General features: G+C 47.0%; 25 protein-coding genes. 6 read left to right on the top strand and 19 right to left on the bottom strand.

Annotated features, from left to right (window positions below; all coding sequences use genetic code 11):
• Positions 1-441: 441 nt before the first annotated feature.
• Positions 442-3,324 (bottom strand): pyridoxal phosphate-dependent class III aminotransferase, encoded by a 2,883-nt coding sequence (locus B067_RS0100945; RefSeq protein ID WP_019528168.1) that lies wholly within the window; start codon positions 3,322-3,324, stop codon positions 442-444.
• 643 nt (positions 3,325-3,967) lie between these two features.
• Between B067_RS0100945 and B067_RS0100950 the strand changes: the two genes are divergently transcribed.
• Positions 3,968-4,195, top strand: coding sequence for a hypothetical protein (locus B067_RS0100950; protein WP_019528169.1), 228 nt, complete (start codon positions 3,968-3,970; stop codon positions 4,193-4,195).
• Positions 4,196-4,419: 224 nt separating this feature from the next.
• The gene (locus B067_RS0100955) at positions 4,420-4,686 is read left to right on the top strand and encodes a hypothetical protein (RefSeq protein ID WP_156820719.1); all 267 of its coding nucleotides are present in this window, start codon (positions 4,420-4,422) and stop codon (positions 4,684-4,686) included.
• Positions 4,687-4,777: 91 nt separating this feature from the next.
• On the opposite strand, the gene B067_RS19295 is transcribed toward B067_RS0100955, so the two are convergent.
• Complete coding sequence (locus B067_RS19295; RefSeq protein ID WP_019528171.1) at positions 4,778-5,020, bottom strand: hypothetical protein; 243 nt, start codon at positions 5,018-5,020, stop codon at positions 4,778-4,780.
• Positions 5,021-5,188: 168 nt separating this feature from the next.
• Positions 5,189-6,886 (bottom strand): gamma-glutamyltransferase, encoded by a 1,698-nt coding sequence (ggt, locus tag B067_RS0100965; RefSeq protein ID WP_019528172.1) that lies wholly within the window; start codon positions 6,884-6,886, stop codon positions 5,189-5,191.
• A 144-nt stretch (positions 6,887-7,030) separates the two neighbouring features.
• Between ggt and yrfG the strand changes: the two genes are divergently transcribed.
• From yrfG to B067_RS0100985, 4 genes are all read left to right on the top strand, one after another.
• The gene (gene yrfG, locus B067_RS0100970) at positions 7,031-7,726 is read left to right on the top strand and encodes a GMP/IMP nucleotidase (RefSeq protein WP_019528173.1); all 696 of its coding nucleotides are present in this window, start codon (positions 7,031-7,033) and stop codon (positions 7,724-7,726) included.
• Positions 7,719-8,153, top strand: coding sequence for a ribosome-associated heat shock protein Hsp15 (gene hslR / locus B067_RS0100975; protein WP_019528174.1), 435 nt, complete (start codon positions 7,719-7,721; stop codon positions 8,151-8,153). Before yrfG ends, hslR begins: the two co-directional genes overlap by 8 nt.
• A gap of 84 nt (positions 8,154-8,237) precedes the next feature.
• Positions 8,238-9,092, top strand: coding sequence for an Hsp33 family molecular chaperone HslO (gene hslO, locus B067_RS0100980; protein ID WP_019528175.1), 855 nt, complete (start codon positions 8,238-8,240; stop codon positions 9,090-9,092).
• A 292-nt stretch (positions 9,093-9,384) separates the two neighbouring features.
• Positions 9,385-10,932 (top strand): phosphoenolpyruvate carboxykinase, encoded by a 1,548-nt coding sequence (locus B067_RS0100985; protein ID WP_019528176.1) that lies wholly within the window; start codon positions 9,385-9,387, stop codon positions 10,930-10,932.
• 91 nt (positions 10,933-11,023) lie between these two features.
• Here B067_RS0100985 and B067_RS0100990 read toward each other — a convergent pair whose 3' ends face one another.
• The 16 genes from B067_RS0100990 to B067_RS0101065 all read right to left on the bottom strand — a co-directional run bounded on the left by B067_RS0100990 (position 11,024) and on the right by B067_RS0101065 (position 26,267).
• The gene (locus tag B067_RS0100990) at positions 11,024-11,695 is read right to left on the bottom strand and encodes a type 2 periplasmic-binding domain-containing protein (protein ID WP_169335532.1); all 672 of its coding nucleotides are present in this window, start codon (positions 11,693-11,695) and stop codon (positions 11,024-11,026) included.
• A gap of 194 nt (positions 11,696-11,889) precedes the next feature.
• Positions 11,890-12,609, bottom strand: a complete 720-nt coding sequence (locus tag B067_RS0100995; RefSeq protein ID WP_019528178.1) for a hypothetical protein — start codon at positions 12,607-12,609, stop codon at positions 11,890-11,892.
• Entirely contained in the window at positions 12,606-13,391 is a 786-nt protein-coding gene (locus B067_RS0101000; RefSeq protein ID WP_019528179.1) for an FTR1 family protein, read from the bottom strand. The genes B067_RS0100995 and B067_RS0101000 overlap by 4 nt, the downstream gene beginning before the upstream one ends.
• Before the next feature lie 26 nt (positions 13,392-13,417).
• A complete protein-coding gene (locus tag B067_RS21750; protein ID WP_019528180.1) occupies positions 13,418-13,747 on the bottom strand; it encodes a cupredoxin domain-containing protein in 330 nt (109 codons plus the stop codon).
• On the bottom strand, positions 13,748-15,070 hold the full coding sequence (locus B067_RS0101010; protein WP_019528181.1) for a sensor histidine kinase: 1,323 nt from the start codon (positions 15,068-15,070) through the stop codon (positions 13,748-13,750). It lies immediately after the preceding gene.
• Positions 15,067-15,726: a response regulator gene (locus tag B067_RS0101015; RefSeq protein WP_019528182.1), complete on the bottom strand. Its 660-nt coding sequence runs from the start codon at positions 15,724-15,726 to the stop codon at positions 15,067-15,069. Before B067_RS0101015 ends, B067_RS0101010 begins: the two co-directional genes overlap by 4 nt.
• A gap of 66 nt (positions 15,727-15,792) precedes the next feature.
• Entirely contained in the window at positions 15,793-16,584 is a 792-nt protein-coding gene (locus tag B067_RS0101020) for an SDR family oxidoreductase (RefSeq protein WP_019528183.1), read from the bottom strand.
• A gap of 24 nt (positions 16,585-16,608) precedes the next feature.
• The gene (locus B067_RS0101025) at positions 16,609-17,280 is read right to left on the bottom strand and encodes an iron-containing redox enzyme family protein (protein WP_019528184.1); all 672 of its coding nucleotides are present in this window, start codon (positions 17,278-17,280) and stop codon (positions 16,609-16,611) included.
• The gene (locus tag B067_RS0101030) at positions 17,277-18,773 is read right to left on the bottom strand and encodes an AMP-binding protein (protein ID WP_019528185.1); all 1,497 of its coding nucleotides are present in this window, start codon (positions 18,771-18,773) and stop codon (positions 17,277-17,279) included. The genes B067_RS0101025 and B067_RS0101030 overlap by 4 nt, the downstream gene beginning before the upstream one ends.
• Positions 18,748-19,518 (bottom strand): thermostable hemolysin, encoded by a 771-nt coding sequence (locus B067_RS21100; protein WP_019528186.1) that lies wholly within the window; start codon positions 19,516-19,518, stop codon positions 18,748-18,750. The genes B067_RS0101030 and B067_RS21100 overlap by 26 nt, the downstream gene beginning before the upstream one ends.
• 126 nt (positions 19,519-19,644) lie before the next feature.
• A complete protein-coding gene (locus B067_RS19305) occupies positions 19,645-21,549 on the bottom strand; it encodes a sulfatase-like hydrolase/transferase (RefSeq protein WP_019528187.1) in 1,905 nt (634 codons plus the stop codon).
• 148 nt (positions 21,550-21,697) lie between these two features.
• Complete coding sequence (locus B067_RS0101045) at positions 21,698-22,312, bottom strand: cation efflux transmembrane domain-containing protein (RefSeq protein WP_019528188.1); 615 nt, start codon at positions 22,310-22,312, stop codon at positions 21,698-21,700.
• A gap of 105 nt (positions 22,313-22,417) precedes the next feature.
• Entirely contained in the window at positions 22,418-23,275 is an 858-nt protein-coding gene (locus B067_RS0101050) for a choline/ethanolamine kinase family protein (protein WP_019528189.1), read from the bottom strand.
• The gene (gene pnuC / locus B067_RS0101055; protein ID WP_019528190.1) at positions 23,257-23,883 is read right to left on the bottom strand and encodes a nicotinamide riboside transporter PnuC; all 627 of its coding nucleotides are present in this window, start codon (positions 23,881-23,883) and stop codon (positions 23,257-23,259) included. Before pnuC ends, B067_RS0101050 begins: the two co-directional genes overlap by 19 nt.
• Positions 23,883-24,131 carry a YkoF family thiamine/hydroxymethylpyrimidine-binding protein gene (locus tag B067_RS0101060; RefSeq protein ID WP_019528191.1) on the bottom strand — a complete coding sequence of 83 codons (249 nt, stop codon included), beginning with the start codon at positions 24,129-24,131 and terminating at the stop codon, positions 23,883-23,885. The genes pnuC and B067_RS0101060 overlap by 1 nt, the downstream gene beginning before the upstream one ends.
• A gap of 72 nt (positions 24,132-24,203) precedes the next feature.
• The gene (locus B067_RS0101065) at positions 24,204-26,267 is read right to left on the bottom strand and encodes a TonB-dependent receptor (protein ID WP_019528192.1); all 2,064 of its coding nucleotides are present in this window, start codon (positions 26,265-26,267) and stop codon (positions 24,204-24,206) included.
• Between the last annotated feature and the right edge of the window lie 75 nt (positions 26,268-26,342).

Genomic DNA, 26,342 nt, shown 5'->3' on the forward strand with positions numbered 1-26,342 from the left:
AAATAAAAACAGGTAATAATCCCTCAAAACGTCCGTCGATGTTTTTTCTGGGTTGTTTTTTTCTGGACTATTTTTTCTGGACAACAACAATAACAACAACAAGGAAACAGCCAGCAACACAGTGCTAGCCCGCACACGCTACTTAATAGCCATACAGACCAGAGGTAAGGCTTTACGAAATTTCATACCCACCTATGATAGGCCTGCAGAGTTATTTGACCGCGGGGCCACGTGATTATTTTTACTGATGACCCGGCCTGGCGGATCGATAGGGATGATGCCATTGCTTATGCTAAGGCTGCCTTACATCAAGTATGCACTCATGAATTCAGAATCAGAATCAGAATCAGAATCAGAGCTTCATACGTAAGAACAACAAAAACAACAACGGCCACAGTTAATATAACTATGGCCGTTGTATATTGACTAGCAATAAGACACTTACACCAAGCTTAATACCAGAGTATTAAGCTTAATGAGCAAAGCCTCAAAGTCAGCCATGGTTAAGCAAGGGTTGAGTATAGTGAGTTTCAACGCCGACTTATCATCAACACGAGTTTCACCTAATACCGCCACACCTTGCACTAATGCCTCTAACCTCAGCTTACGGTTAAGCTCATCGACATCACCACCGCCATGCACGCAACGGAACAGTACCGTTGATAAAGAAGGCTCTGCTAACAACTCAAAGTTATCCTGACTTTTTATTAACGCGGCCACCTCTAAGGTTTGCGCTAATAGGTGATCGTACATCCCACCCAACGCTTGTGGGCCAACATTTTGCATGGTCATAAATACTTTTAAGGCATCAAAGCGTTTAGTGGTTGCAGTAGACTTATCCACCAAGTTGGGTAAGTTGTCGTGCTCGCGATTTAAGTAATCAGCGTGATGTAGCAGGTATTTGAAGTTGTGCTTATCTTTTAGCAACAGCGCGCCGCAGCTAATGGTTTGATAAAACAACTTGTGAAAATCTACACTCACCGAGTCAGCGCGCTCTATACCCGCCAAACGATGTTTGTGGCTACTTAAAATTAAAGCACCGCCATAGGCGCCATCTACATGCAACCACAACGACTCTTGTTGAGCAAAGTCTGCCATCGCCGCCAAATCATCTATGGCACCGTGATCGGTAGTGCCCGCCGTGCCTATCAAAGCAAAAGGCAATAAGCCCTGCGCTCTTAATTCGGCAACGGTGCTGGCTAGCAATTCTGTTTTCATGCTGCCGTCGGGATTAGTATCCACGCCACATACCGCACTTTCACCCAAGCCTAAAAGCGAGGCTGATTTCTGCACGGTGAAGTGTGATTTTTTCGAACACACAATGCGTAACTTGGATGCGTACTCAGGCAAACCTAATTTTTGAATGCTGTGCTGGCTGGTTTTATCGGCCATCCAATCACGCGCCAGCATAATGCCCATTAAATTACTCTGGGTGCCGCCGCTGGTAAAAACACCATCCGCGTCTGCGCCTAACTCATAGGTTTCACAAGCCCAGTCAATCACCTTTTGCTCTACATAGGTAGCCGACGAGGATTGATCCCAGGAATCCATAGACTGGTTTAAGGCTGCAATGATAGCTTCCGCGGCAATGGCAGGCATTAACGGCAAGGTATGCAAATGCGCTATGCAATCAGGGTGCTGCACAAAGATAGAGTTTTTCACCACTAATTCAGCGGTGTCATCGATGACTTGTGACAAGCTAGCATTGCTTTGATTTAGATTTACCTGTTGTATCGCCTGCTCTAATAAAGCGGGAGACATACCGGAGTAAGGGCCGGCAACTTGCTCAAAGACTTTTTTCATAACCTGGGTGGTGTGATTCATCACCTTGGCAAATTCATTGCTGCCTTCGGGGCCAGTATGTATAAAGTGTTTGCGCCACGCTTGCTGCTCGCTAGGTTCGGGGCGTAAACCGCCACCGGCAGCCAAGATAGCGGCTTCCATTACCTTCAAGGCAAAATCGATTTGCTCGTAGCTAATAATTAGGGGCGATAGAAAACGAATCACCGAACCGTCACGGCCGCCTTTTTCTACAATCAGGCCCCGCTCTAGTGCTGCGCGCTGTATGCCTAAGGTAAGTTTTGGATCAGATACAGGTTCGCCAAATTTATTGATCTCACCTGAGGGCTTAACTATTTCCATACCCAGCATTAAACCTTTACCACGCACTTCCGCCACGCAGTTGACCCGGCTTTGAATTTTTTCTAAGCCTACACGTAAATACTGACCGGCATCACGGGCGTGCTCGACTAACTTATCGCGCACAATAATTTCTAGCGCCTTAGCACCAGAAACCATAGCCAATTGGTTGCCGCGGAAGGTACCGCTATGCTCGCCAGGCCGCCAAGTATCTATAGCTTTATTAAAGGCCAATATAGACATGGGCAAGCCGCCACCTATGGCTTTTGACATGCACAAAATATCGGGCATAACGCCTGAATCTTCAAAAGCAAAACGCGATCCGGATTTACCTATGCCGCATTGGATCTCATCAAAAATTAATAAGATACCGTGCTCGCTGGTAATTCTACGCAACTCGCGCAACCAAAAATCGGGCGCGGGTATAACACCGCCTTCGCCTTGTACTGGCTCAACAATAATGGCAGCCGGTTTCATAATGCCCGCTTCATCATCATTTAACAGACGCTCTATATAACGTATACCCTGCCTGGCACCTTCATCACCGCCAGCACCAAAGGGGCAGCGTAAGCTGTAAGGGAAAGGCATAAAATGCACGTCCGACATTAGGCCGGTGCGTCTAGCTTTGGTGTTGAGGTTACCCATCATACCCATGGTGCCATTGGTCATGCCGTGGTAAGCACCGCGGAAGGCAAACATGGTGTTGCGGCCAGTGGTTTGTTTGGCTAGCTTAATCGCAGCCTCTACCGCATCGGCACCCGATGGCCCACAAAATTGTATAGCAGCGGTAGCGGCAAACTCTTGGGGTAAAAAGTTTTTAACTTGCTGGATAAAGTTACTTTTAACCTGCGTGGTGATATCTAGGGTTTGGTAGGGCAAACCTGAATCTAATTGGTCTTTTAAAGCTTGGTTAATTTCGGGATGGTTATAACCCAAAGCCAAGGTACCGGCACCAGCCAAGCAATCCAAAAAGATTTGGCCACGGGTATCTTCTACCAAAGCACCATAAGCACGCTTAATGGCTATAGGCAAACGGCGCGGATAAGAGCGTACTTCTGACTCGTGCTCAGCCTGGTCCAATAGTATTTGATCAGGCGTCAAATCATAAACGCCATCAACATATGGAATTTGTACAGAGAAAGCAGTAGCGATATTAGATTCGCCAAACTCAAGCGTAGTGGTCATTTAATTACCCTAAAGTTAGGTATAGCGTAGCCGCCGCACATCACCAGATGGTCAGCAGATACAGATCAACAAACCCGCTTAGCGATGAGCTAATACGGCATACAAAAATTTAACAGCTAAAGAAAAATCTGTGATCAGGAAGATCGACTGGGCTCAAGGCTCAGTGATAATACTGCAGTTAGGAAGAGCAAAGCGGATGCGTAGAATAAGTGTGTTCAATGTTGGGTCCCATATGTATGCCGACTTTACGGCTTAAGTATCCCGTCTATTAGCTAAAGGCTTAACTAATACCTACAACGCGCAACAGCACAACTTTTGGTTGTCTGGCGCAATACCTTTCAGCGTCGCTCAAGGAACGAACACACACTGAAATCGGCGGGCAAAATACTCAACTTACTGTTTTTTTGCAAGCATTTTTCAAACTATTTTTAGCCTTTTTGGCTAGCCTCTGCGGGGTGGGCTCGGCAACATTCTCGTCATTCCTAACTGAAGCCTGCATATCGCCACAATTAACCACAGATGGAGCGTTTTTGAGCGTTAAATTAACCCGCTACCAGCCATAGCAAATGTGACCCCGCTCTCACTTACACTCCTAGCGATGCTTTATGATACACGGCAAAAAAGTCGAGCAAACAACCCCACTATGTCACCCACTATACCTCCTGAAACCGCTAAGCCCCGTGATATTTTTGTTGATAGGCGCAGCAGCCAGCAGGCCCACCAACAACCCTGCCGTAGAAGCCGCCATAGCACCATGGATTCACGCCCCTGGTGGCTAAAAACCACTTATGCCACCCAACAGGCCAGCGTCAGAGTATTAGAGGGCGCCAGCGAGGAGAGGAACGACAGCAGCAGTAACAATAAGCATTAATTATTTTTGTGACAAATTTACACTATGGCCGCCGCTACATTGATATAACTTTAACTAAGGGTATTAAACGCCTAGTTTTCTTAGGTTTTTCCAAACTCGGCGCTATCTCCCCCCAAAATTAGCCGCTCTTAGGGCTACGTTAGCTGCACATTTCTGCTAGAATTGCCCATTCGGCTTCCATTAAAAAGCCAAGCGAAACCTAGCTAACAATAACGGAGCTTAGCTTGAACACTGTTACAAGAAACGTCACAGGAAATATGTTTGGCGATAGACGCCTAGACAATGACCGCCGTCGCCAAAAATTGCCTATGCCAGCCGGTCTAGATCGGCGCGCAGGCTCGCGTCGCGAAAAAGCCTTCCAGCACAAGCCTTGGTGGCTCAATGTGGACTATGCCGAAGAGCTGGTTAGTCTTAAAGCTAGCGAAGTACTCAATCGTGAAAATATCCGGGTTCGCAATAACCCCAACTATAAAAAGAACCATAACGATTAGGGGCTTATTCTCAACACACTGATAAGCGCCTTGCTTATCAGGCACTCAAAAACCCCACCTCAGCTAACAACAGCTCTCTATAAAACCGCCGTCAGTTATCCAACTCCTTATAAAAGGTTTTACGGCTGTGTATCATTTCTTTATAGGTTTGCATCATAGAGAAATCCACGGCATTACCTGCGGCCTTAAGACGCTCCATTTGCGCCTCCAGCTCGACCAGTTCTTCCAGTAACTTGGCTTTGACTAAGGCTGTATTTTGTAGCCCCACGCCACCTAGGGTTTCTTGTTTTAAGGAAGGCTTCCCCAGCTTCAGCGATCCAATTGCTTTGCTCATACCTTGTACCTCGGCTTGTTGGTTTTTTTGAAGAGGTACAACTCACTGTAGACAAGGCCAAGCCCGAACACACAATCAGGCCCCAAAATAAGCCACCATTTCTCAAAATAGTCTAAGCAGCGTTTTTATTACATCCTATTTCGATAAAGCACTACTGCTAGCTGGCTGTTACTGCGCCTTATTGCGCTCTTTTAAACGTGGCTCTGCCACGCTGGTAAACTGGCCTTTGCTATCCACTGCTATGGTTTGGGTAGAGCCATAGGGCCACAAGGTTTTGGTGCTATGGCCTTTGGCCTCTAGGCCACTGCGTATAGCCGGCGGCATGGTTTTTTCAACATACAGGTTTTCGGGCTGCCACTGGTGATGAATACGCGGCATGGCTATCGCTTCGTATAAGGGCTTGTTCAAATCCAAATGATTAATTAAGCCCAGCACCACCTGAGTAATAATGGTGGGGCCACCCGCCGCACCTATGGTCATAATCGGCTTCTCGCCTTTTAACACGATAGTGGGGCTCATGCTGGACAGCGGCCGCTTACCGGGCTGTATGCTGTTGGCTTCGGTGCCGACCAGACCATAAATATTAGGCACGCCGGGCTGCGCCGAAAAATCATCCATTTGATTATTCATCACCACCCCGGTGCCCGGGATAATCACCTTGCTGCCAAAGGTGGTATTCACCGTGGTGGTAATCGCCACCCAGTTACCAGCCTTATCGGCAGTGGCAATGTGGGTGGTGTGCTTACCAAATAAATCATACTCGGCACGGGGCGGGGTGCCGTGCGTTGTTACCGCCAGTGCTTTGTCTAAGCTGATTTTGCTGGAGAGGGTTTTGCCATAGGCCTTATCGATTAAGCCCTTGGGCACGTTGACAAAATCCGGGTCACCCAACCAATAGGCGCGGTCAGCAAAAGCCAGTTTCATTGCTTCGGCTATCACATGGTAACGGTCAGTATCTGACAGCGCCGCCAAATCAAAGCGCTCTAAAGTATTTAAGATTTGCGCCACATGGACACCGCCAGAACTGGGTGGCGGAAAACCAACCACGGTGTAATCGCGGTACTGGCTGACTACCGGCTGGCGCAGCTTCATCTGATAATTCGCCATATCTTGCTCGGTGATTAAACCACCACTGATTTTCATCCACGCGGCGAGCTTTTTGGCAAAATCCCCTTTATAAAAATGGGCCGAGCCCTCTTTCGCAATCGCCCTATAGGTTTGTGCCAAGTCTTTTTGCACCAACTTATGGCCCACTGGCCAAGGCTCGCCATCGGCAGCTAACAATACCTGGGCCGACGCAGGGAACTGACTGATTGTTTTTTGTTTGCTTGTTAAGCGGCGTGCATAAATATTATCGATGGCAAAACCCTGCTCGGCGATATCAGCCGCAGGCAACAGCGCATCGGCATAGCTGAGCTTGCCACCCTGTTTGAGCATATATTCAAACACGGCGACAGAGCCCGGCACGCCTATCGCCAAAGGCCCGGTCACGCTTAACTCACCATCGGCCTCGCCGTTGCGCAAATACATATCGCGGTGGGCGGCAGCGGGTGCCATTTCGCGACCATCGATAGCCTCGATACGGCCATCGGCCCAATGCACCACCGCAAACAGGCCACCACCTATGCCGGAGTTATGGCTATCCACCACCCCTAAGGTTAAAGCCGCCGCCACCGCGGCATCTATGGCATTCCCGCCCTTGGCCAAGGCATTCATGCCTGCCTGCGTGGCCAGCGCATTCACCGTGGCCACCGCGCCGCTGTCATCTTCGGCAACAGCGGAATAAGAAGCCGCCTGCGCCAGCATAGCCATAGACAAAGCGGTGATAGCGATAGCGGGCTTAAATATACGAGTGAGCAAACGCATGGGAACTCCTGTTAAGGTAGGGTGCTGAGTATCATCCCGAGAGACTACCCGTTTTGTGTAGTTCATACAAAAATTACTGTTTTTCTTAACAATCCGAGGCTGCACGGGGATAATACGCCTCCCTCATTACGCTTAAGCCTATACATGATTAACTGGCACACGATAGACACTGTTTTGTTAGATATGGACGGCACCCTGCTGGACTTGCACTACGACAACCATTTCTGGCTAGAGTACCTGCCACGCCGCTATGCCGACAAACACCAGCGCCCTATAGACGAAGTAAAAGCCGAACTATTCAGCCAAATCATGTCGCAAAAAGGCCACCTAAACTGGTATTGCCTAGATTACTGGAGCCAGCGCCTGGAGATGGACATCATCGAGCTCAAGCGTGAAATCAAACATATGATAGTTATACGGCCACATGTGGAAGAATTTTTGCGTCAGCTCAGGCACTCCCATCATCAAGTTATCTTGGTCACCAACGCCCACCGCGATGGCCTAGTACTCAAGCTGGAGCAAACTGGCCTAGAGCCTTGGTTTGATGAGATAGTCGCCAGCCACGATTATCAAGCACCCAAAGAGCAACAGCAATTTTGGCAGCAGCTACAGCAGCAACACCCCTTTGACCCGGCCAAAACCCTATTTATAGACGACTCCATCAGCGTATTAGAGTCAGCTCAGCAGTATGGTATTAAGCACTTACTTACCCTGCTACAGCCGGATAGCAAGAAGGCCGCTCAAACTAAAAGCGACTTTCCCAGCATTCTGCACTTTGATGAAATTATGCCGCTAACTAGCAAGAACAAGAACAACACACCATCGAGCCAGCATGAGTAACAAGTCCAGCAGCAACAATATCAACAGCAGCAAAGCCGATAACAGCGCTAAAATTCGCTTAGACAAATGGCTGTGGGCGGCGCGTTTTTACAAAACCCGCAGTATCGCCAAGCAGGCCATAGAGGGCGGCAAAGTGCATTACAACGGCCAGCGCGCCAAGGTTAGCAAAGAGGTAGAAGTAGCCGCCATGATCACCCTGCGTCAGGGCCTAGATGAAAAAGAAGTCGAAGTGCTAGCGCTATCCAACCAACGCCGCGGCGCACCCGAAGCACAAGCCCTGTATCAAGAAACCGAGCAAAGCATCACTAAACGCGAAGCCAGCGCCAGCCAACGCAAAGCCTTTCACGGCTCGGGCCTACCCAGCGTGCGGCCCACCAAAAAACAACGCAGGCAAATACATAGGTTTAAAGAGGACGCTAGCGAATAGTCCCTAGTCTCTAGCTAGCGACTATTGACTACCAACTAGCGACTGCCCTTATAATCCCCCCAATCCTTACTACCAGAGCCTCCCATGCCCGACCATATTCAACGCTTTATTTTTGATGACGCCGATATACGCGGTGAGCTGGTTCAATTAGAACAGAGCTATCAAACCACGCTGAGCAAACATCACTACCCGGCCCCTGTGGCGCGGTTACTGGGTGATTTTTTAAGTGCCGCCGCCCTGCTTAGCCAAACGATTAAGTTTGATGGCTGCCTCATCTTGCAGGCCCGCAGCGAAGGCGAAGTCCCTCTAATTATGGCCGAGGCCACCTCGCAAGGGCATGTGCGCGGCATAGCGAAGGAGGCTGACGCGGCGGTCAGCGAGGATTTTCAAACACTATTAAAAAACGGCCAGCTCAGTATTACCATAGACCCCGCCAAGGGCCAGCGCTACCAAGGCATAGTGCCCTTGGATGGCCGCAATTTAGCGGCCTGCCTAGAGCATTATTTTGCCCAAAGTGAGCAGCTCTCCACCCATATAATCCTTGCCGCTGACGGCAGCAAGTCGGCCGGCATGCTGCTTCAAGAGCTGCCCGTGAGCGCGGCGCACGGCGCCCAAGATCGCAGCCAGCAATGGCAACATGTCACCCAGCTAGCTAACACCCTCAAGCCACAAGAGCTGCTAAACCTTGACTTTAATACCCTGCTACACCGCCTCTATCACCAAGAGCAGGTGCGCGTATTCGACCCCAGCACACTAAAATTTCAATGCAGCTGCTCCGAACAGCGCACCGAAAAAGCCATTTATGCCTTGGGCCGCAGCGAATCCGAAGCACTCATAGCAGAGGCCGGCGAGATAGCCATACGCTGTGAGTTTTGCCACCATGACTATCGATTTGGCAGTAAAGACCTTAGCCGTATTTTTAAAACGCCCTTGCATTAAGGGGATAACAACGACCCGCGCCGGCTCGCAACAGGGTAAAACCCTTTATAAGCAGGCCGTTACGGGACATAAACCTGAAAAAAAACTCCAAATAAAACAAGGGTTTTGTAGTAGTTTTACATAATTAAAAAAGCCAAGAATTACCGGTATTCTATAGTCAACACGCTGGCCTCAATGGGTGATTTTTGCCATAATTGCGCCCCCTTTGAAGGTCGGACCAGCCTACGCTCAAAAAGCACGGCCGATAAATCCGATGACTAATGTAAATGGTATACAACCAGGAACTGAGAGCATGAGCACGACATACACCAATTTAACCCACGCCCAATTCATTGAGGAGTCGCTGAAACGCGGTGAAGGTACCCTAACTGACACCGGCGCTTTATCGATTACTACCGGCAAGCGTACTGGCCGTTCACCCGCCGACCGCTTTGTCGTTAAAGAACCATCCACCGCTGACGCCATAGATTGGGGCTCAGTTAACCGCCCCTTCGACGCCGACAAGTTTGATGCTCTCTGGAACCGCGTTGAAGATTACCTCTCTCAAAAAGATCGTTTTGTTTCTCAGTTGCACGTCGCTGCTCACGACGAGCACTACCTACCCGTTGTAGTTAATACCGAAACAGCCTGGCAAGGTTTGTTCGGCCATAACATGTTTGTTCGCCCTGCCGAAGGCAAGTACAACCCTAGAGGCAAAGAAGAGTGGACTATTTTAAACGTTGCCAGCTTTGAATGTGACCCCGAACGCGACGGTACCAACTCTGAAGGCACAGTTATTCTTAACTTTGCCCAACGCAAAGTATTATTGGCCGGCATGCGCTACGCCGGTGAAATGAAAAAAGCCATGTTCTCTGTGCAAAATTTCTTGTTGCCAGAGAAAGACGTTATGCCTATGCACTGCTCGGCTAACGTAGACGAAGACGGCGAAACCACCTTATTCTTCGGCTTATCGGGCACCGGTAAAACCACTCTTTCAGCTGACCCTGCTTGCTTCCTTATTGGTGATGACGAGCACGGCTGGGCCAAAGGTGGCGTATTCAACATCGAAGGCGGCTGCTATGCAAAAACCATCAACCTAAGCCAAAAGAACGAGCCCATTATTTGGGATGCGATACGCTTTGGCGCCATCGTTGAGAACGTCGTGATAGACGATAAAGGCCTCGCTGACTACGACGACGTTTCATTGTCTGAAAATGGCCGCTGCTCTTACCCACTAGAGCACGTAGAAAAACGCATTATCGAAAATGCCGCTGGCGAACCTAAAACTGTTATCTTTTTAACCTGTGATGTATCGGGCGTTATCCCCCCGATCTCTATCCTGTCTAAAGAAGCGGCGGCCTTCCACTTCTTAAGTGGCTACACAGCACGCGTTGGCTCTACAGAGATGGGCGCAGAAGCCGGTATACACCCGGCCTTCTCAGCCTGTTTTGGCGCGCCTTTCATGCCTCGCCCTGCGGGCGAGTACGCTGAGCTATTAATGAAGCGCATTGAAGACTTCGGCTCGCGGGTTTACTTAATCAACACCGGCTGGACTGGCGGTTCCGGTGGCGAAAACGGCCAAGGCTCACGCTTCCCTATCCCAGTAACCCGTGCGGTTGTTGCGGCAGCGCAAAACGGCTCACTGGTTGATTGCGAAACCGAAACCTTAGAAGCCTTAAACTTAACCATTCCTAAAGCGATTGCCGGTGTCGATGCTAAATACATCAACCCACGCGAAGCTTGGGAAGATAAAGCAGCCTACGACGAACAAGCGGCTAAGTTGGCCAACTTGTTCCAAGAAAATATCAAGAAGTTTGATATTGCTGATGCCGTTGTTAATGCGGGCCCTAAAGCCTCTTAAACATTTCAGTACCGGGCAAACCCAATAAAAAAAGCCGTAAATTCGCAAGAGTTAACGGCTTTTTTTATGCTTCACGCTTAATAACAGCGTACTAAAAAGGCTGCTCAGCTCGCCACTGATAAGGCTGATTGGGGCGATATACAAAAGGGTCATAGCGCTGACCCATTAAGGCCTTTATCGTGCCATCTCTGTGCATAGCCTGTAACGCTACCGAAATTTTATTAATAAATCGCCTACCTTCTGGCGTATTCCTTGCCGTCATCATGTCGTAACCTACTCGCACAGGAAAACTGGCAGCGTAATTTAATTGTTTAATATGGGGCAACCAGTCCGGTAAAAAACCCACGATAACATCTGCATCGTGGGCTATAAATTGTTTCATTTGGCTAAGCTCATTGGAGACATAGCTAAGCGCTACGCCCCGTGCTACTAGCTCACTATAATAGACCTCATAACCTAACACCCCGACTACCTGCTTACTCGCCAACTGCTGATAGCCGCTAATAGCCGGTTCCCCTTTACGAGTAAATAGGTGCAGCTTATACAGACCCAAAGGGTAGCTGGTAATAATATTGTCTTGGCCCAACTGAGCAATTAGCGTGTCTGTCATGCCGTAAATAGCCAGTGATTTTTTATTAACCAGGTCAGCCACAGCATTTTTTAGGGGCGCTACATTTTCATTTATAGTGATGCCAGCACGGCTGGCTGCCTCTTGTAAAATCAGCTGGTAAGGCCCATCCCCCCGCGGACTAACAACCCCCATAAAAATGCCCGCCGACACCACTACTGGTTGAGCAGGGGTAGATGCCCACGCAGGGAGCACAGCGAACTGCCACAAACAAACTATCAATAAACAGCGCAAGCGCAACATAAAAATAAAAACCTATAGCCATAGACGTGCGCTAAGTATAGGTCAAAACCACCGTACCGCCTTTATTTAGTGTTGCAACACTAAGGTTAAAATTCATACTCCATAAGTAACCTAAGTGTGGCATCAGGGGTTTTAGCATCTAGACCCATGATAAGCCCAGCTTCCCATTTTATTTGCTGACGCCCCGCCAAATGCAATTGGCCCAAAAATGCCGGCCCTATGCCCTTGGTATCTTGGCTCATGTACAACTCCAGCGCGGGCTCCAAAGACGCGCTATAGCGGTAACGGGCTTGCAGGTTTAACTTAGTTTCCAGCTCATTATCTATATCGTCGCCCCATTCAGAAATCACAAACGCATTGGCTGTACCGCTCCACCTGCCCCATTCTTTCTCAACAATAAGCGCCGTGGCAAACTCCCATATATCTATATCTTGTCGCTGCTCCAGCTCAAACAGCAGCGCAAAATCGGCACTGTATTCGCCCTGCTCGGTAAGCTGCCATTTAGCTTCCAGCTCATAAGCCGCTAATTCTATTTGCCCGCCGCCCAACTTCTCGGCTACCACATAAATTTCTGCAAACCAGCGATCATTAATCGACTGGCCATAAGCTAATAAATACTGCTGTACACTTTTAGACTCGCCTTCAGGGTCGGCAGTAATAAAACGCAATTCTATTTCTTTTTCTAAGGGCTGCACATAAGGGTGATAAATCTTATCCACACCTAAACCATCTGCCCAACTCCCTTGCGTAAAACCACCGAACCATACGGACAATACAATAAACTGATAAGCTAAGAATCTATTCATAAACACACCATTCCCTGTGCCCGACGCCTAGCAAGCATAGTTATTAAAAAGACACTGAGCATACCGCTGGCATAGGCCACAATTTGCAAGCCACTAGGGGTAGCTTCATAGCCTATTAATGAATATAAAATATGGCCCGTAATAGAATGCTCAGCAACCCAGTATGAGCTATCCCACATCGGATGGGCCGCGGGTAACCAATCGGCCTGTGTTAATTGTAGCGTGGCCTGCGACAACATATTGCCACTGAAAATCGCCAGCAAAACCCCGTAAACTCGCGACCTATAATGTGCAGACACATTAATAAGGCCGTAGTACAGCAACACCCCTACACTAATACCTATACCAAAGCCCAAGCCACTGCCTATCATCACCGCGGGATAAGCCTCATGATTACTAGAAAATCCTTTTAGATATAAAATAATTTCCGCGCCCTCTCTACAAATAGAAAACACCACAGCGCTAGCGCAGCACACCATTAAAGCGCCCGGGTTTATCGCGGTGGCGGCCGAATACAGTTGCCAAGACAACAGCATTAACAACAGGGCAATCATAGCCTGTAAAAAAGCATTCAACACTTCTTGGCCAGCATAATTAAACCACTCTGAAATATCCGCCATAGCGCGGGCATAGCAATAGGCAACAAAAAATCCCAATAAAAAACTATAGAGCAACCACGCTTTAGATTTTAGCCATGGCCCGGTCATGGCCAACAGCATACTAATTAGCAAGGCCGCCTCTAAGGTTTCTTCTAGGATTAATGCAACAGAGTTAATAAGCATTTGCTTGGCCTTTGATTAAGCTGATCTTACTTAACACGAATAATTCCCTGTGCGGTTTTAGGATAAAACTCACCAAAAAACGGATAGTCGCCAGGCGGCAAAGGACCTATAAAAATAACCGCTTTACGCCCCCCCTCTATCACTTTCTCACGGTTTAGCTCATAACTTTCAAACTCTTCAGCACTAGTGTCTTGGTTGTGCAGTAATAGCTTCACCTTAGTATTAGCTGGCACCTCGAAATCTGAGGGGAAAAATAAATGATCTTTAATCACCAAATGAAAAATCGGAGTCTCTGCATACGCAACTGTTAGCGGCAGCAATAATAAAATAGCAAAAACGATATTTTTACTCTGCATTTAAACCTCGTTCAAACTATCAATATTAGGAAAGTAAATATAAAAATCCGTCCCGGCTCCTAAACTTGAATCGGCCAGTTCTATATAGGACTTATGTGACTCAGCAATATTTTTAACAATGGCCAGCCCTAAGCCACAACCGGCCTCACCAGAACTATGACGGTCGCCGCCGACTCTGTAGAAGCGTTCAAACACCCTACTGCGCATAGACGGAGCGATACCAACCCCTGAATCTGCAACGCATAGCTGGACATTCTTAGCCTGCCGCTTAACACTGACATGAATAACCCCCTGCACAGGGGTGTATTTGTGGGCATTACTTAACACATTTTGCAGCAGCGTTTTGACTGCAAACTCATCGCCCCGTATGTAGGCCACCTCACCTGAGAAAGATAATTTCTGCTGCTTTTTGTCAAACTGATCACTTTCATCAGCGAGCACCTGCTGCACCAGTGAATAAAGATTAATTTTTTTCATTTTGGCGTTGTATTGATCTGGGGATATACGGTGTAAATTAAGAATTTGATCAACTATATGCACCAGCCGCTCTACCGTAATATTGATATTAGCCAACTCATCTTGGTGCTTAGGCAGCAACTCAGCAATATTATATAGCTGCACTTTTAAGGTGCTAATAGGCGTGCGCAACTCATGCGCGGCATCAGAGGAAAACTGTCGCTCACGCAAAAGGGAAGTTTCTAAACGCCCCAGCAGGCCATTTAAAGAGCTCACAATTTGCACCAACTCTGTACGCGAGCTTTGAAAACGCAAGCTACTTAAATCATCGGGCTGTTTATCCGCCAGCTCTGTAGCCAACTCCCGCAGTGGGCTTAAGCCTTTAGTAACAATAAACCATATCAGCAAGGCCAATACCGGCAAACCTATCACTATAGGCATTATCGACTGCAAAATAACATTTTCGGCCAAGATAAACCGCGCATCGGTACGCTCTGCCGCCATCACCCAAATGTTTTTTTCAGGCTGATAATAAGCTGCTGTACGCCAGCGGTAGCCGTTAAAATTACTATAATTAAAGCCCTGTTCCCGTGCCTGTATGGCCGTAGTGGGCGCATTCGTAGCGGCGGCTAGCAACTGCTGGTCGCGCCACACCTGAAAGGTAAAATCATTATCGACTGTCACTGCGGCTAAGGCCTGCTGGCTTTGTATGCCGCCCATAAGCTTAGCGGTATCCAACAACTGCTTATCAAATAGTTTGTCGGCCGCCACCATACTAGATTGATAGCCGCGCAGTGCCGCCACAAAACTGAATAGCATCACCAAGGCTAAAATAATGCTCACTAAAAATACGCGTATCGATCTCACGAAAGATTAACCTTGTAACCCACACCGCGCATCGTCTTGATGAAATCTGCACCAAACTTTTTACGCAAGTGATGTATATGTACTTCCAAGGCATTACTGGCCACCTCCTCACCCCAACTATATAAGCGGGCCTCTAAGGTGTCGCGCGTCTGTACCCTGCCGGCATTTTCCATTAGGCTTTTTAACAGCATATATTCGCGCCTAGACAATTCAATTTCAGCGGCGTGAAAGTTAACGGTCTTTTTTTGTATATCTAGGCTTACGTCGCCGACGGTGATTACCGAGGTTTTATGGGTAGTCAAACGGCGCTCTAATACTCTCAGCCTAGCGAATAGCTCGCTCATATCAAAGGGCTTCGCTAAATAATCATCAGCACCACTATCTAGGCCATGGATTTTATCATCCATCTCATTTCTAGCGGTGAGTATTAATACCGGTAAATCAGCTTGTTTTTTACGTAGCCGCTTTAGCACACTGATACCGTCCATGTCGGGCAGACCCAAGTCCAAAATCACAATATCAGGTGGCTCGGTGCTCACCACATGCAAGGCCGCCTCACCGGTAGCTACGGCATTAACCGTATGACCCTGCTTAGCCAACGCCTGCTGCAAACCTTTAGCCAGTAAGTGATCATCCTCAACCAACAACAGCTGCATGCTAATCCTTTTACGCTATAACGCGTGCCGCATAAATAAGTGTATAAACGGCGTTATCATACACCGCTATTCGCTATTTTTATTGGCATAGCGAAAAATAATAGGCAGTTTTTTTACTAGCGCCCCATGCACTAGATTAGGACATAAGCCATTTAAGCGCACAAATAGTTTTTCTGGCCAGCCCATAAATTGCTGACGCCTATTGCCCTTTAAGGCCGATATCACTGCTAGTGCAACGTGCTCTGGGCTATCACTGCTATTGCCCAAAGCTTCATTAAGCTGATTAACCGCGCTGGAATTTAAATCAGTACGGGTTGCCCTAGGTGCCAAATACAACACCTGCACCCCAGTACTGGCCAACTCACGCTGTAAGGCCTCGGTAAAGCCCCGCAAACCAAATTTACTGGCACAATACACGGCAAATCCGGGATGGCCTATGCTGCCAAAAGTAGAACCTATATTGACAATAGCGGCGCTGCTTTTTTGGGTTAATAAGGGCAGCAGTAATTGGCATAACAACATCGGTGATAACAAATTGGTATTGATCATCTGCTGCAGCCGGTCACTATCTTGCTGGGAAAAAAGCTGAAAATCCATCACCCCTGCCGCATTAATATAGATGTCTATAGCTTGCCGCTGACACTGCTCAACAATCTGCTGCCTACCCTCTACACTGTTGATATCCGCCTGTATCAAGCTATGCTGGTGCTGCAAACTGGCGCCTAGCGCATGCAGTGCCTGCTCACTGCGCCCCACTAATAATACGTAGGCATTACGTTGGTCTAATTGCTTAGCAATAGCGGCGCCTATGCCTCCCGTGGCACCTACCAACAAAACTGTTTTATTGCTTACATCCATCTTGCTCTCCAGCGGGTTAAAATATTAGGCGGCTAATGCTAAACCATGCTGCGCTGTTAGCGTGCGAAAAATATTGCCATACAATTGGTAGAATACTTTTGCAGAGTGAATAATTTCTTCCTGCTCTTGCGGGCAGGTAATTTTGTTCATTAAGTCCTCAAAAAACTTTACATGCTCTATATCCAAAGAACCGTGGGAGTAAAGATAGGAAAAAGCTTTTTTAGGCAGTGACAAATTGTTGCGTATCGTATCGGCAGCGTTATCGGCGGTGCTAATACTGGTGCCCTCCAACACATGTACCATGCCAAAAAAGCCTAGCGGATTGACCCGCTGAATTTTGTCGTAGGCATAACTCACCATCAGCTCGGTGGCAATATTGGGCCGGCTATTTCTTGCGGTTTCCTTGTCATAACCACAGGCCGCTATATCATTGAGTATCCACTCTTGATGACCCAGCTCCTCCTCTATATATTCAGCCACCGCATTACGCAACCACTCTTTGCTTTCCGGCAAGCGCGCACCTACTGCCATTAATAAGGGCACGGTATGTTTTACATGGTGATAGGCTTGGGTTAAAAATGCCACGTACTCATCTAAACTCATGCCGCCGGCTAACGCGTTCATGATTATGGGCGCCTGTAATAGTTGCTCGCGCTCACCCTGGGTTTGCAATTGTAAGCTCTCAAAAAAGTTCATAAGACACAGTCCTCTACAACGGGTTGGTATAAGGATTCAATAAGCTCGGCATAATGATTGGCTATAGCGTCGCGTTTAGGGCGGCCATTTGCCGTGATTAAATCCGGGCAATGGGATAAGGGTTGCGGTAATAACTGCCATGCCTGCAGGCGCGCATAATCAGGTAACTGCTGATTAAGCTTATCAATACACTGTTGAATGGCGGCCTCAGATGTTGCTGCCATACGCGGCGTAATTAAGGCTACGCAATAAGGCTGGGCATCGCCAAACACCACACACTCGGCGATGCTGGTGTTAGCTAACAATTCGCTCTCTACCCACTCAGGGTTAATATTGCGACCATAGCTAGATATTAATAGGTTTTTTTTGCGACCATGAATATGTAAAAAACCTTCTGCATCAATACTGCCTAAATCACCTGTATATATTTTTTGGGGGTACCAACTAGTCGGCTCATTGGCATAGCCCAGCATACAGTTACCTGCCACCACTACCTCGCCCTGCTCTATACTCAGCTGCAGCTGCGCCAAAGGCTGGCCGACGCTGGCAGGCTGATGCTGCTGCGACGTATTTAAGCTAACTACCGAAGCACACTCCGACAAGCCATAGCCCTCAAAAACGGGTATACCCAAAGCTAGCGCTTTGTTTAATAAAGGCTGCGCCACTTTACCCCCACCTACCGCAACAAATTGTAATGAGCTGGGCGGTTGCCAATTTTTTTCAGCAGCCAGCAATAACAACTGTAATAACTGTGGGGTAACAATCAAGCTATGCACTTGATAGCGACTAATAAGGCCGCACAGCTTTTCAATATTGATGGACGAACTACCTTCAAAGCCCAACTCTTTTAAACTGGGCACTATAAGTTCGCCACCCGCCAATAAGGTGGTATAAACCCCCGCCACATTTTCTAACAGCGTGCTTAACGGCAAGACACAAAGATGCTTGTGCTGGCTGAGTCCGGTGCGCTGATTTAGCACTTTAGCCTGAGTCATTAATTGCTCATGGCTTAAACACACCCCTTTAGGGTTACCGGTAGAGCCAGAAGTAAACGTCACCTTACCCGTATTATTGGGGTAACGAATTAACGCCGGCGGCTTACGGCTATTGGTTAATATGATTAAGGCCAAATCACCATAGGTTTGTGGTTTGACGCTGGCAGGCATAGCCAACGCAGATAATACAGCCATAAAAAAATCACTGCGTTCACAGGCTATGGCATCAATATTATTGCTCTGCACTATATGGCTAAGTTGAGACTGCGAAAAAAACGTAGGCAGTGGAATAATACAGATACCCGCGAGTTGGCAGGCTAAATCCATCAGCACCCAGGCTATGCTGTTATCGCAACACAAGGCCAGCACTTGAATATTTTGCGCCTGCAACTGCGCAGCATAAGCATGACACTGGTCGCTTAACTGCTTGCTGTTAAGCGAGCGTGTTGTGCTGCTTAGTACCGCATTAGCATTAAGCAGCGTCAGTATAGTTTGCATGCTGAGCACTCCTGACTACACGGGGTGGTAAATCATCCGCGACTAACTGTTTAGCGCAAGCCTGTATAGACGATTGATAGCTATAAAAGTAATTGGCTAATAGTTCATTGCTCTCTATCGCAGCTAAGGCCTGGCGTATATTTACCGCGGCAATATTAGGCTGCCCGGCATAGTAACTACCCCAACCAGCAACACCGTTAGTGAGCTTCTCTGGTTGCGCTGCGCCAATAATATGTAAGTCGAAACCACATCGCGCCATTATCGTCTGTACTTGTTTGGTGGCCGTAAAAACCACCCACTGCAAAGGGCTTAGACTTAACACCAAAGTGAGATATAAAAAAATAAGCTGGCTGGAGCCTCTATGTGTGGCGGCTAAATTACCAATTTCGGCCACTGTGCCGCGGCTAACACCTTTATTGATTGTCTCGGCTAGCTGCTGCTCTATCGGCCGGTCTAGATATTGCTCTAAAAACAATTCGCGGCTAGCGGCTATACGTATACCCACTACAGAGCTCACATTATCTTCACAACATAGGGTTAGTAGCTGCGGCATAAACTCGCTGATAGTCGCGCCATAAACCGTAGTAAATTGCTGTGCGATATACGCCTCTACTTGCTGGCGACTGTTTGAACTTTGACAAACTAGAGCCAGCTCAGGCCTCAGCCTTAATAAACGCTGTAACAAGGCCGCCTTGCGGGAGCTGTCATGACAGGAGGGTTGCTGCAGGGTAACGTTGGTATTCATAGCCCAAATCCCATAATAGTATGACTTGGGCTTAGAATAAGGTATCAACCTTAAGGGAGTATTAAGTCTATAAAATAATTAACCTTAACGCATCCCACAACAATTCGAGGATATTAATCAGCCGGGCTATTGGGTTGACAGGGCTATTTTGTTAACCGAACGATTAAACTGCGACAATTGATCGGCACTATTTTCATGCTCTTTTGAGCCCTTATAAAATCTCGGCAGCTCAGCAACAAAATCGGTTAACAAACGCTTATCATTGGCCGTTAAACCACTACCCTCTAGAGGCCCATCATTTAAGGTTGATAGCGTAGTGCTATTAAGCGAACTTTTTAAAGATAAAATAAATTTGGCATGGGGTGTTATTAACGCATTGCCGTGCCAATCGCCCACCACGGTATAATCACGCTGATAGTCGTCAGCAAACAAATTCTGACCAAAACTATAGGTACTCGCTGGCTGCTCATAGCCTAAAGCCGTTAACAAGGTTGCAGGCACATCTAAATGGCTAGTCATGTAATCAACTACTTGCGCTGCTTTCCCAGGCATATGTATAACCATGGGGACTCGTATTTGCTCTTGCACAAAAGTAGAGTTATGCCCCCAGCGCCCCTTCTCCATAAACTCTTCACCATGATCGCCGGTAACAATCACTATAGTAGTCTCATATAAACCCTGCTCTTTTAAGGCATCGAATACCAGCCCCAAACGACTATCTAAATAATGGCTAGAATTAATATAACGGTTTTTTATTTGCGTGATATTCTTGGCGATATTCACCGATAAATAATCAAAATCATCGAGATAATCTTTTTCGACAATATCTTGATCGGGGAAATAATAATTGGCATGAGCTGACTCAAAAAACATAAAGGCAAAAAATGGCTTATTTTTGGCATTCGACTGCTTGATATAGTGAATCAGATCTGTGGTATTTTTCTTATCCCGCTGCCAACCAAAGCCAGGGCTATAATGCTCTTGTAATTGCTCGGGCTTAAAGCGCGTAAATATCGTTTTATCAAACTCGGGGTAAGTAAACCGCGCACTGGTAAATGCTTTTAAGCGATAGTTATTATTGATCAACACATCCAATAATAAGGGTGATTGTCGCCCATGCAAAATATCAAACCAATAAGAGCCATACAAACCATAAAACTGGCTAAACATGCCTAAACGCGTGCCATTACCGCCGCTATAATGTGAAATGAAATTGCTATTATGTGCAGCAAAAGCATAAGTATTGGGCATAACCCGGCTATCCAGCATATCGGAACGTAAAGACTCAGCAGTTAACCACACGATATTCATAGGGTTTTTAACCGGCCCTAACTCTTCTGCCACCAAGCCTGGATAATCAACACTGCCAGCATAATCGGCTTTTACCCCTAGCTGATCGTTGCGTCGGCTAAAGCCTAAACGCTCTAACAAATGCCTAGAAGTCACCGGAATATGCCAAGCAACACGTGAAGCAACCGCCAAATATTCAGCGCCAGAAGCAAATGCCGCCCAAGCATAAACTGACGCTTCAACGGCAAAAATAGCCGTCACCATAACGGCTAACAAGCCCTTCCTAGAAAGTATTGACTTAAGCCTCTCCACAGGTAAAAATCGCACAGCAACGATATAAAAAACCATTAAGAAAACAAACAGTAAGCATGCTGATCGATAAAAAGATGCCGACAACCCTAGCGCATCTATACCGCCAGGGGTGGTTAATAAGTTAATCACAAAGCCACCTATGTAAAAATTATACATGGCATGTAACTTATAATTTGAAATTAACAGCATGATTATTAACAGCGCTGTCACATGAAGCATATAGGCTATACTTACAGATCGGTAGCGCATATAAGCATACCGCAGTAACAATAACGGCAGTATAAAAACCACCGCCTGCCAACAGGCAGCAACTAACATGTACAGCATCGGGCCTAAGCCACTCACTGCCCCTACGGCATAACTTACAATAAATAGAAAAGACACTACCCAGACTAAAGCAATAGAACGGCCTACATATGTTTCATGCATAAATCATATCACCCAACACTGATAGTAAATGTAGTACCAGTATGGGCTAGCAGCCTTAAGGAAAACTTAAGGCTGTGGATAATCTTTAATTACCTCACTCTAATAAACAACGCGCTAAGTTTGACATTGGCTATATCGCTTTAAAACACTACTTTTCTAGCTTTAACGCTAGCAATGCACCACTAATCACCCGGTAAGCCGACTTGAGTAACATCAACGCCAATAAAACTGCGATTATGCTATCAGGATAACCGGAATCAAAAAACCACACCGCCGCTGCTGCAAACAGCACTGATAAATTAGAGGCTATGTCATTGCGCGAGCATTCAAATACCGAGCTCATATTGATATCTTCATGACGGTGCCGCCACAGTAAGAACAGGCAGAAACCATTAGCCAGTAAACCGGCCACACTAAATAAACCCATCACCTCATAAGAGGGCAGTACCGGGTTAAAGGTTTTATACACCACTTGGGCCAGCACAAAACAGGCCGCGAGAAAAATTAACCCCCCTTTAAACAAAGCCGCTTTCGCCTTGGCCTTGGTGCCACGGCTAATCACATAAAGACTAATGCCGTAAGTGAGAGCATCACCAAAGCTATCTAAGCTGTCGGACAGCAAAGCCGTAGACTGGCCATAAAATGCAGCAGCGACTATAGCGACAAACATTAAGGCGTTTATCCACAACACTTTGACTAAAGTGCCGCGCTGCTGCGCCAGTAAGCCTTCGGCTACGCAGCTATTTTCGCAACATGAACCCATTACCTACTCCTAGCCGCCAAGGCCAATTAAAACGTAATTTATAAACGCGTCTTTATAAACACACGATAGAGGCCATATTTATAATCTGCAAACGGCTAGTATATGCTAGCCAGCGAACTCTATGGACGACATTAATTTTTGTAATAATGTATTTACAAACTCTTGTTTGGCTTGTTTTTGTAACAACCACCACAGCCATTCCATATAACGAACCTGTTGCTTTGCTTGCTGTAACTTCTGTTCGTTAATGTTGCCACTATAACTATGGAGAAACCACTGCTCATCTTGCTGGCTAAGCTGCTGGTTAAGTATTACCGTTGCCAAGTCAAAATAGGGATCACCTAAAGCTGAATACTCCCAATCAATTAAATGCAGGCCGCTGTCGCTCAATAGTACATTCTCTGCCACCAAATCATTATGGCAAAGCACTGGCACCGTTATTGAGGGTAATTGTCTAAAGTAGTCTTGCAAGCACTGCTGATGGCTTAGCAAGTCATTAGATACCGCTAACTGCTCTGCCGACTGCCAATAGCGCTCGGCCTTATCGGCAACAATCAAGCTGGGCAGATCTCCAGTTACAGAAATAGCGTGCAACGTTTGTAAGTTCTGCGCTAATTGCTGTAATTTATCGGCTCGAGACTTTGTCGAATAGTAAAATAAATCCGCTTCCACATAGTGCGTTATAGAATAATTTTTATCGGGGCATAAATAAACCGGTGCTGGCGATAGCCCGTGCTGAGCCGCTAGGCAGGCAATGGTATATTCTGCCTCACGATTAATATTGAGCTGTTGAGTTTGCGCCGAGAACAACCTCAATACATAGCGCTGGCCAGCTAGCTCCAGCAGAAAGGATTGATTGGTTAAACCGCCCTCTAACTGACGCAGCAACTGCGGCTTAGCCGATGTAGCCAAACCCCAGTTGCGGTATTGTTGTAATAGATGATTTATGCAGTTGCTGGGCACAGGTCTTGCTCATCGCGGTATATGGCCCGCCATTGTACATAACCTATTACCACTATCACCACATAGATTGCCATTAATAAAGCGGTAAGGTAGAGACCCCTATCCACATATAAATAGGCAGCGACACTGTCTATGACTATCCAATACAACCAGTTTTCCAATACTTTTTTTGCCACCATATAGGTGGTAACGACGGCACCCCAGGTGGTAAAAGAGTCTAAGAAAGGCCAGGCCGCATCGGTATTCTCTTGCAATAACCAACCCGACATAACAGATAACCACACCGTGCTAGCAATCACCGCACTATGGGTTTGCCAGCTCCAGCAACTGATAGGTAACTCAGCCTTACCGCTTCCCGTTTTGCGCTGCCACTGATACCAACCATATACTGCCATGGCCATATAATAGACTTGCAGTGCCGAATCCATCAGCAGGCTAACATCCCAAAACAGCACGGTGTAAATCGCCGTGCTGCCTAGAGCGGCATACCAACAACTGATTTTTTCTTTCATCGCCAACAACAAATAGGCCACGCCCAGCAACACCCCCGCCAACTCCCATAGCGACATAGCCTGCCAGGCAGCTAATATTGCATCACTAAAGTCCATTACAAGGCCTCATAGCCAGGAATAAATTTAGCGACAAACACCCCCATGCCAAACTCCTCACGGTGGGCCTTCATAACGACCTTTAAAATATCCATCACTCTGTCGTACTCGCCCATCACTATGGTCGCAGTGGGAAAGGTTTGCACCTGCACGTCACCGTGTTGATTGAGGCGGGCGATAAAACTATCGATGGGAGGAATAAAATTTTCGTTGTTGGGGTAAAGACTAATTTCTGCTGTAAGCATCATGGACATGTACCTTAGTAGTGAGTCATGCCGGCCTAAAGCCGGCATCTATTTAAAAAATAAAGTAATCAGTGATTAAAAGTTATAGCGACCAGAAACGCCTATTATTCTGGGTTCGCTTAATTGCGTATAGGTATCGCTAGCATAGAAATTTTGCGGATCGTTACCAAAGCCACTAAAGCCGCGAACAGCGTAATCTTCATCGGTTAAATTACGCGCCCACAACGAAAGACTCCAACTATCTACAGCGTAGTTAAGCCTGGCATTAATCAAATCGTAATTACCTGAACGGGCATTATGGCTATCAGAAAAATAAAAGGCATCTTTACCCTCGGCTTCAACTCGAATACTTAACGCATTAGTGATCTCATACTGAGCCGCCACTGAATACTGGTAGTTAGGCGCATGGGCCTGATCTCGCCCAGAAACAGACAAAGTATCGTCCTCAATATTCGTTTCCAACCAGCCCAGCGCCGTTGATAACTGTAACTGCTCTGTAGCCTGGTAAACCGCCTCGAACTCCAATCCGTAGTTATTACCCTCACCGGCATTCGCTATAAAGTCGGTAAACTCTGTGCTGCCATCGTTGCGAGGCGCTGAAAATGAGGCTTTGACTTGTTGGTCTTTACGCTCGGTGTAAAATAAGGCCAGCCGAGTTTGCAAACGATTATTCAATAACGAGTGCTTGGCACCCAGCTCATAAGCCCATTGATACTCGGTATCAAAATCTCTATCTTGGGCGGTTAGCGTGCCATCAGTATTCACACCACCCGCCTTATAACCTCTGGCTATGCTGGCGTAAACCATGGCGTTATCACTATAGGCATAATCCATAACCACCCTACCGCCATATAAGGTTTCATCACTATCAATATCTAAAGCATAGACATCTTTATACTCAGCCTGCCAATCTTCAACACGCAAACCGACAGTTAACGTTAACTGTTGTGTTAGCGCTGTAGCTGTTTCTGCAAAAATAGCCTGGCTAGTGGTATCAAAGTCGCTGGTAAAGTTACTGCTTAAATAGGTGTAAGCTCTATCCAGCGTTTCACTTTGATCTCGTACATAAACCCCTAGCAACCACTCGGTACTGTTATTAAAAATTTTGCCGGTCTCGCCAGACAATAAACGAAACTCTAGGCTACCCGAGTCACGATCACGCAGGTAATTATCAAATGAGGAGTATTCCCAGCCAGCGCAGGGCGTGCCATCACATAAACCTACATAGCTCCAGTCTTCGTCATAGCCATATTCTATATCGCTGTTTGAATAACTAGCGATAATTTCTGACTTTAACGCGCTAGAAATAACCCAGTCAGCATTGATAGCGATAGCGTTAGTTTCCTGCTTATCGTGACCAGGCTGATCGGCAATACTGTTGCGAGAATTATCAAAGGTAAATACATCGTAGCCATTATCGATATCGGCCCTGAACAAGCTCACATCTATACTGAGATCACTACTGGCTATCCAACGCAACTTGGCTCTGGCGGTTAACTCATCAAAATTATTAGTGTCTTTTTTATTTAAATACACATTATCCATGTAACCATCGGATTGATGTTGTTGCACCGCCACACGATATAACAGCTCATCGCTGATAGGGCCACCAACGGCAGCACCTAGTGAGTAAGTATCGTACTCCGCCACGGTTGCTTCTATGTAGCCGTTTAATGTTTCACTGGGAGCTTGCGACTGAATAGCAATCATGCCAGCCAAGGCATTAGCGCCATAGCGTGTACCCTGTGGGCCGCGCAAAATTTCTACCTGCTCAACATCAAACAGGGTGCCGACAGTACCTATACCCGTAAAATCGACACCGTCGATAATAACGCCCACCGATGGATTGATAGGCTCGATAAATTGCGAGCGCTCACCGATACCACGTATTTGAAAATAACGCGCACGCGAGCTACCGCTAGCAAAATTAACATTGGGAGCCATAGCCAACAATTGTTCTAAGTGCTGAGCATGGCGCTGCTGTATAAGCTCTGCCGAAAAAACACTGGCGCTTACAGGCGCTTGTTGCAGAGTGGTGTCGCGAAAATCCGAGCTAACAACCACGGTTTCTATTGACGTATTAGCGTGAGCGGTAGCACTGATAGACAGCGCCAATAAAGATTTACAAAGAGTTTTCATAATTGGTCTCTAAAAAAACATAAGAGACCCGGAAACGGACGTGCAGAAGGGTAACGTGTGCAAACAATGGCCATA

It is taken from the genome of Dasania marina DSM 21967 (genome assembly GCF_000373485.1).
Classification (GTDB): Bacteria; Pseudomonadota; Gammaproteobacteria; order Pseudomonadales; family Dasaniaceae; genus Dasania; species Dasania marina.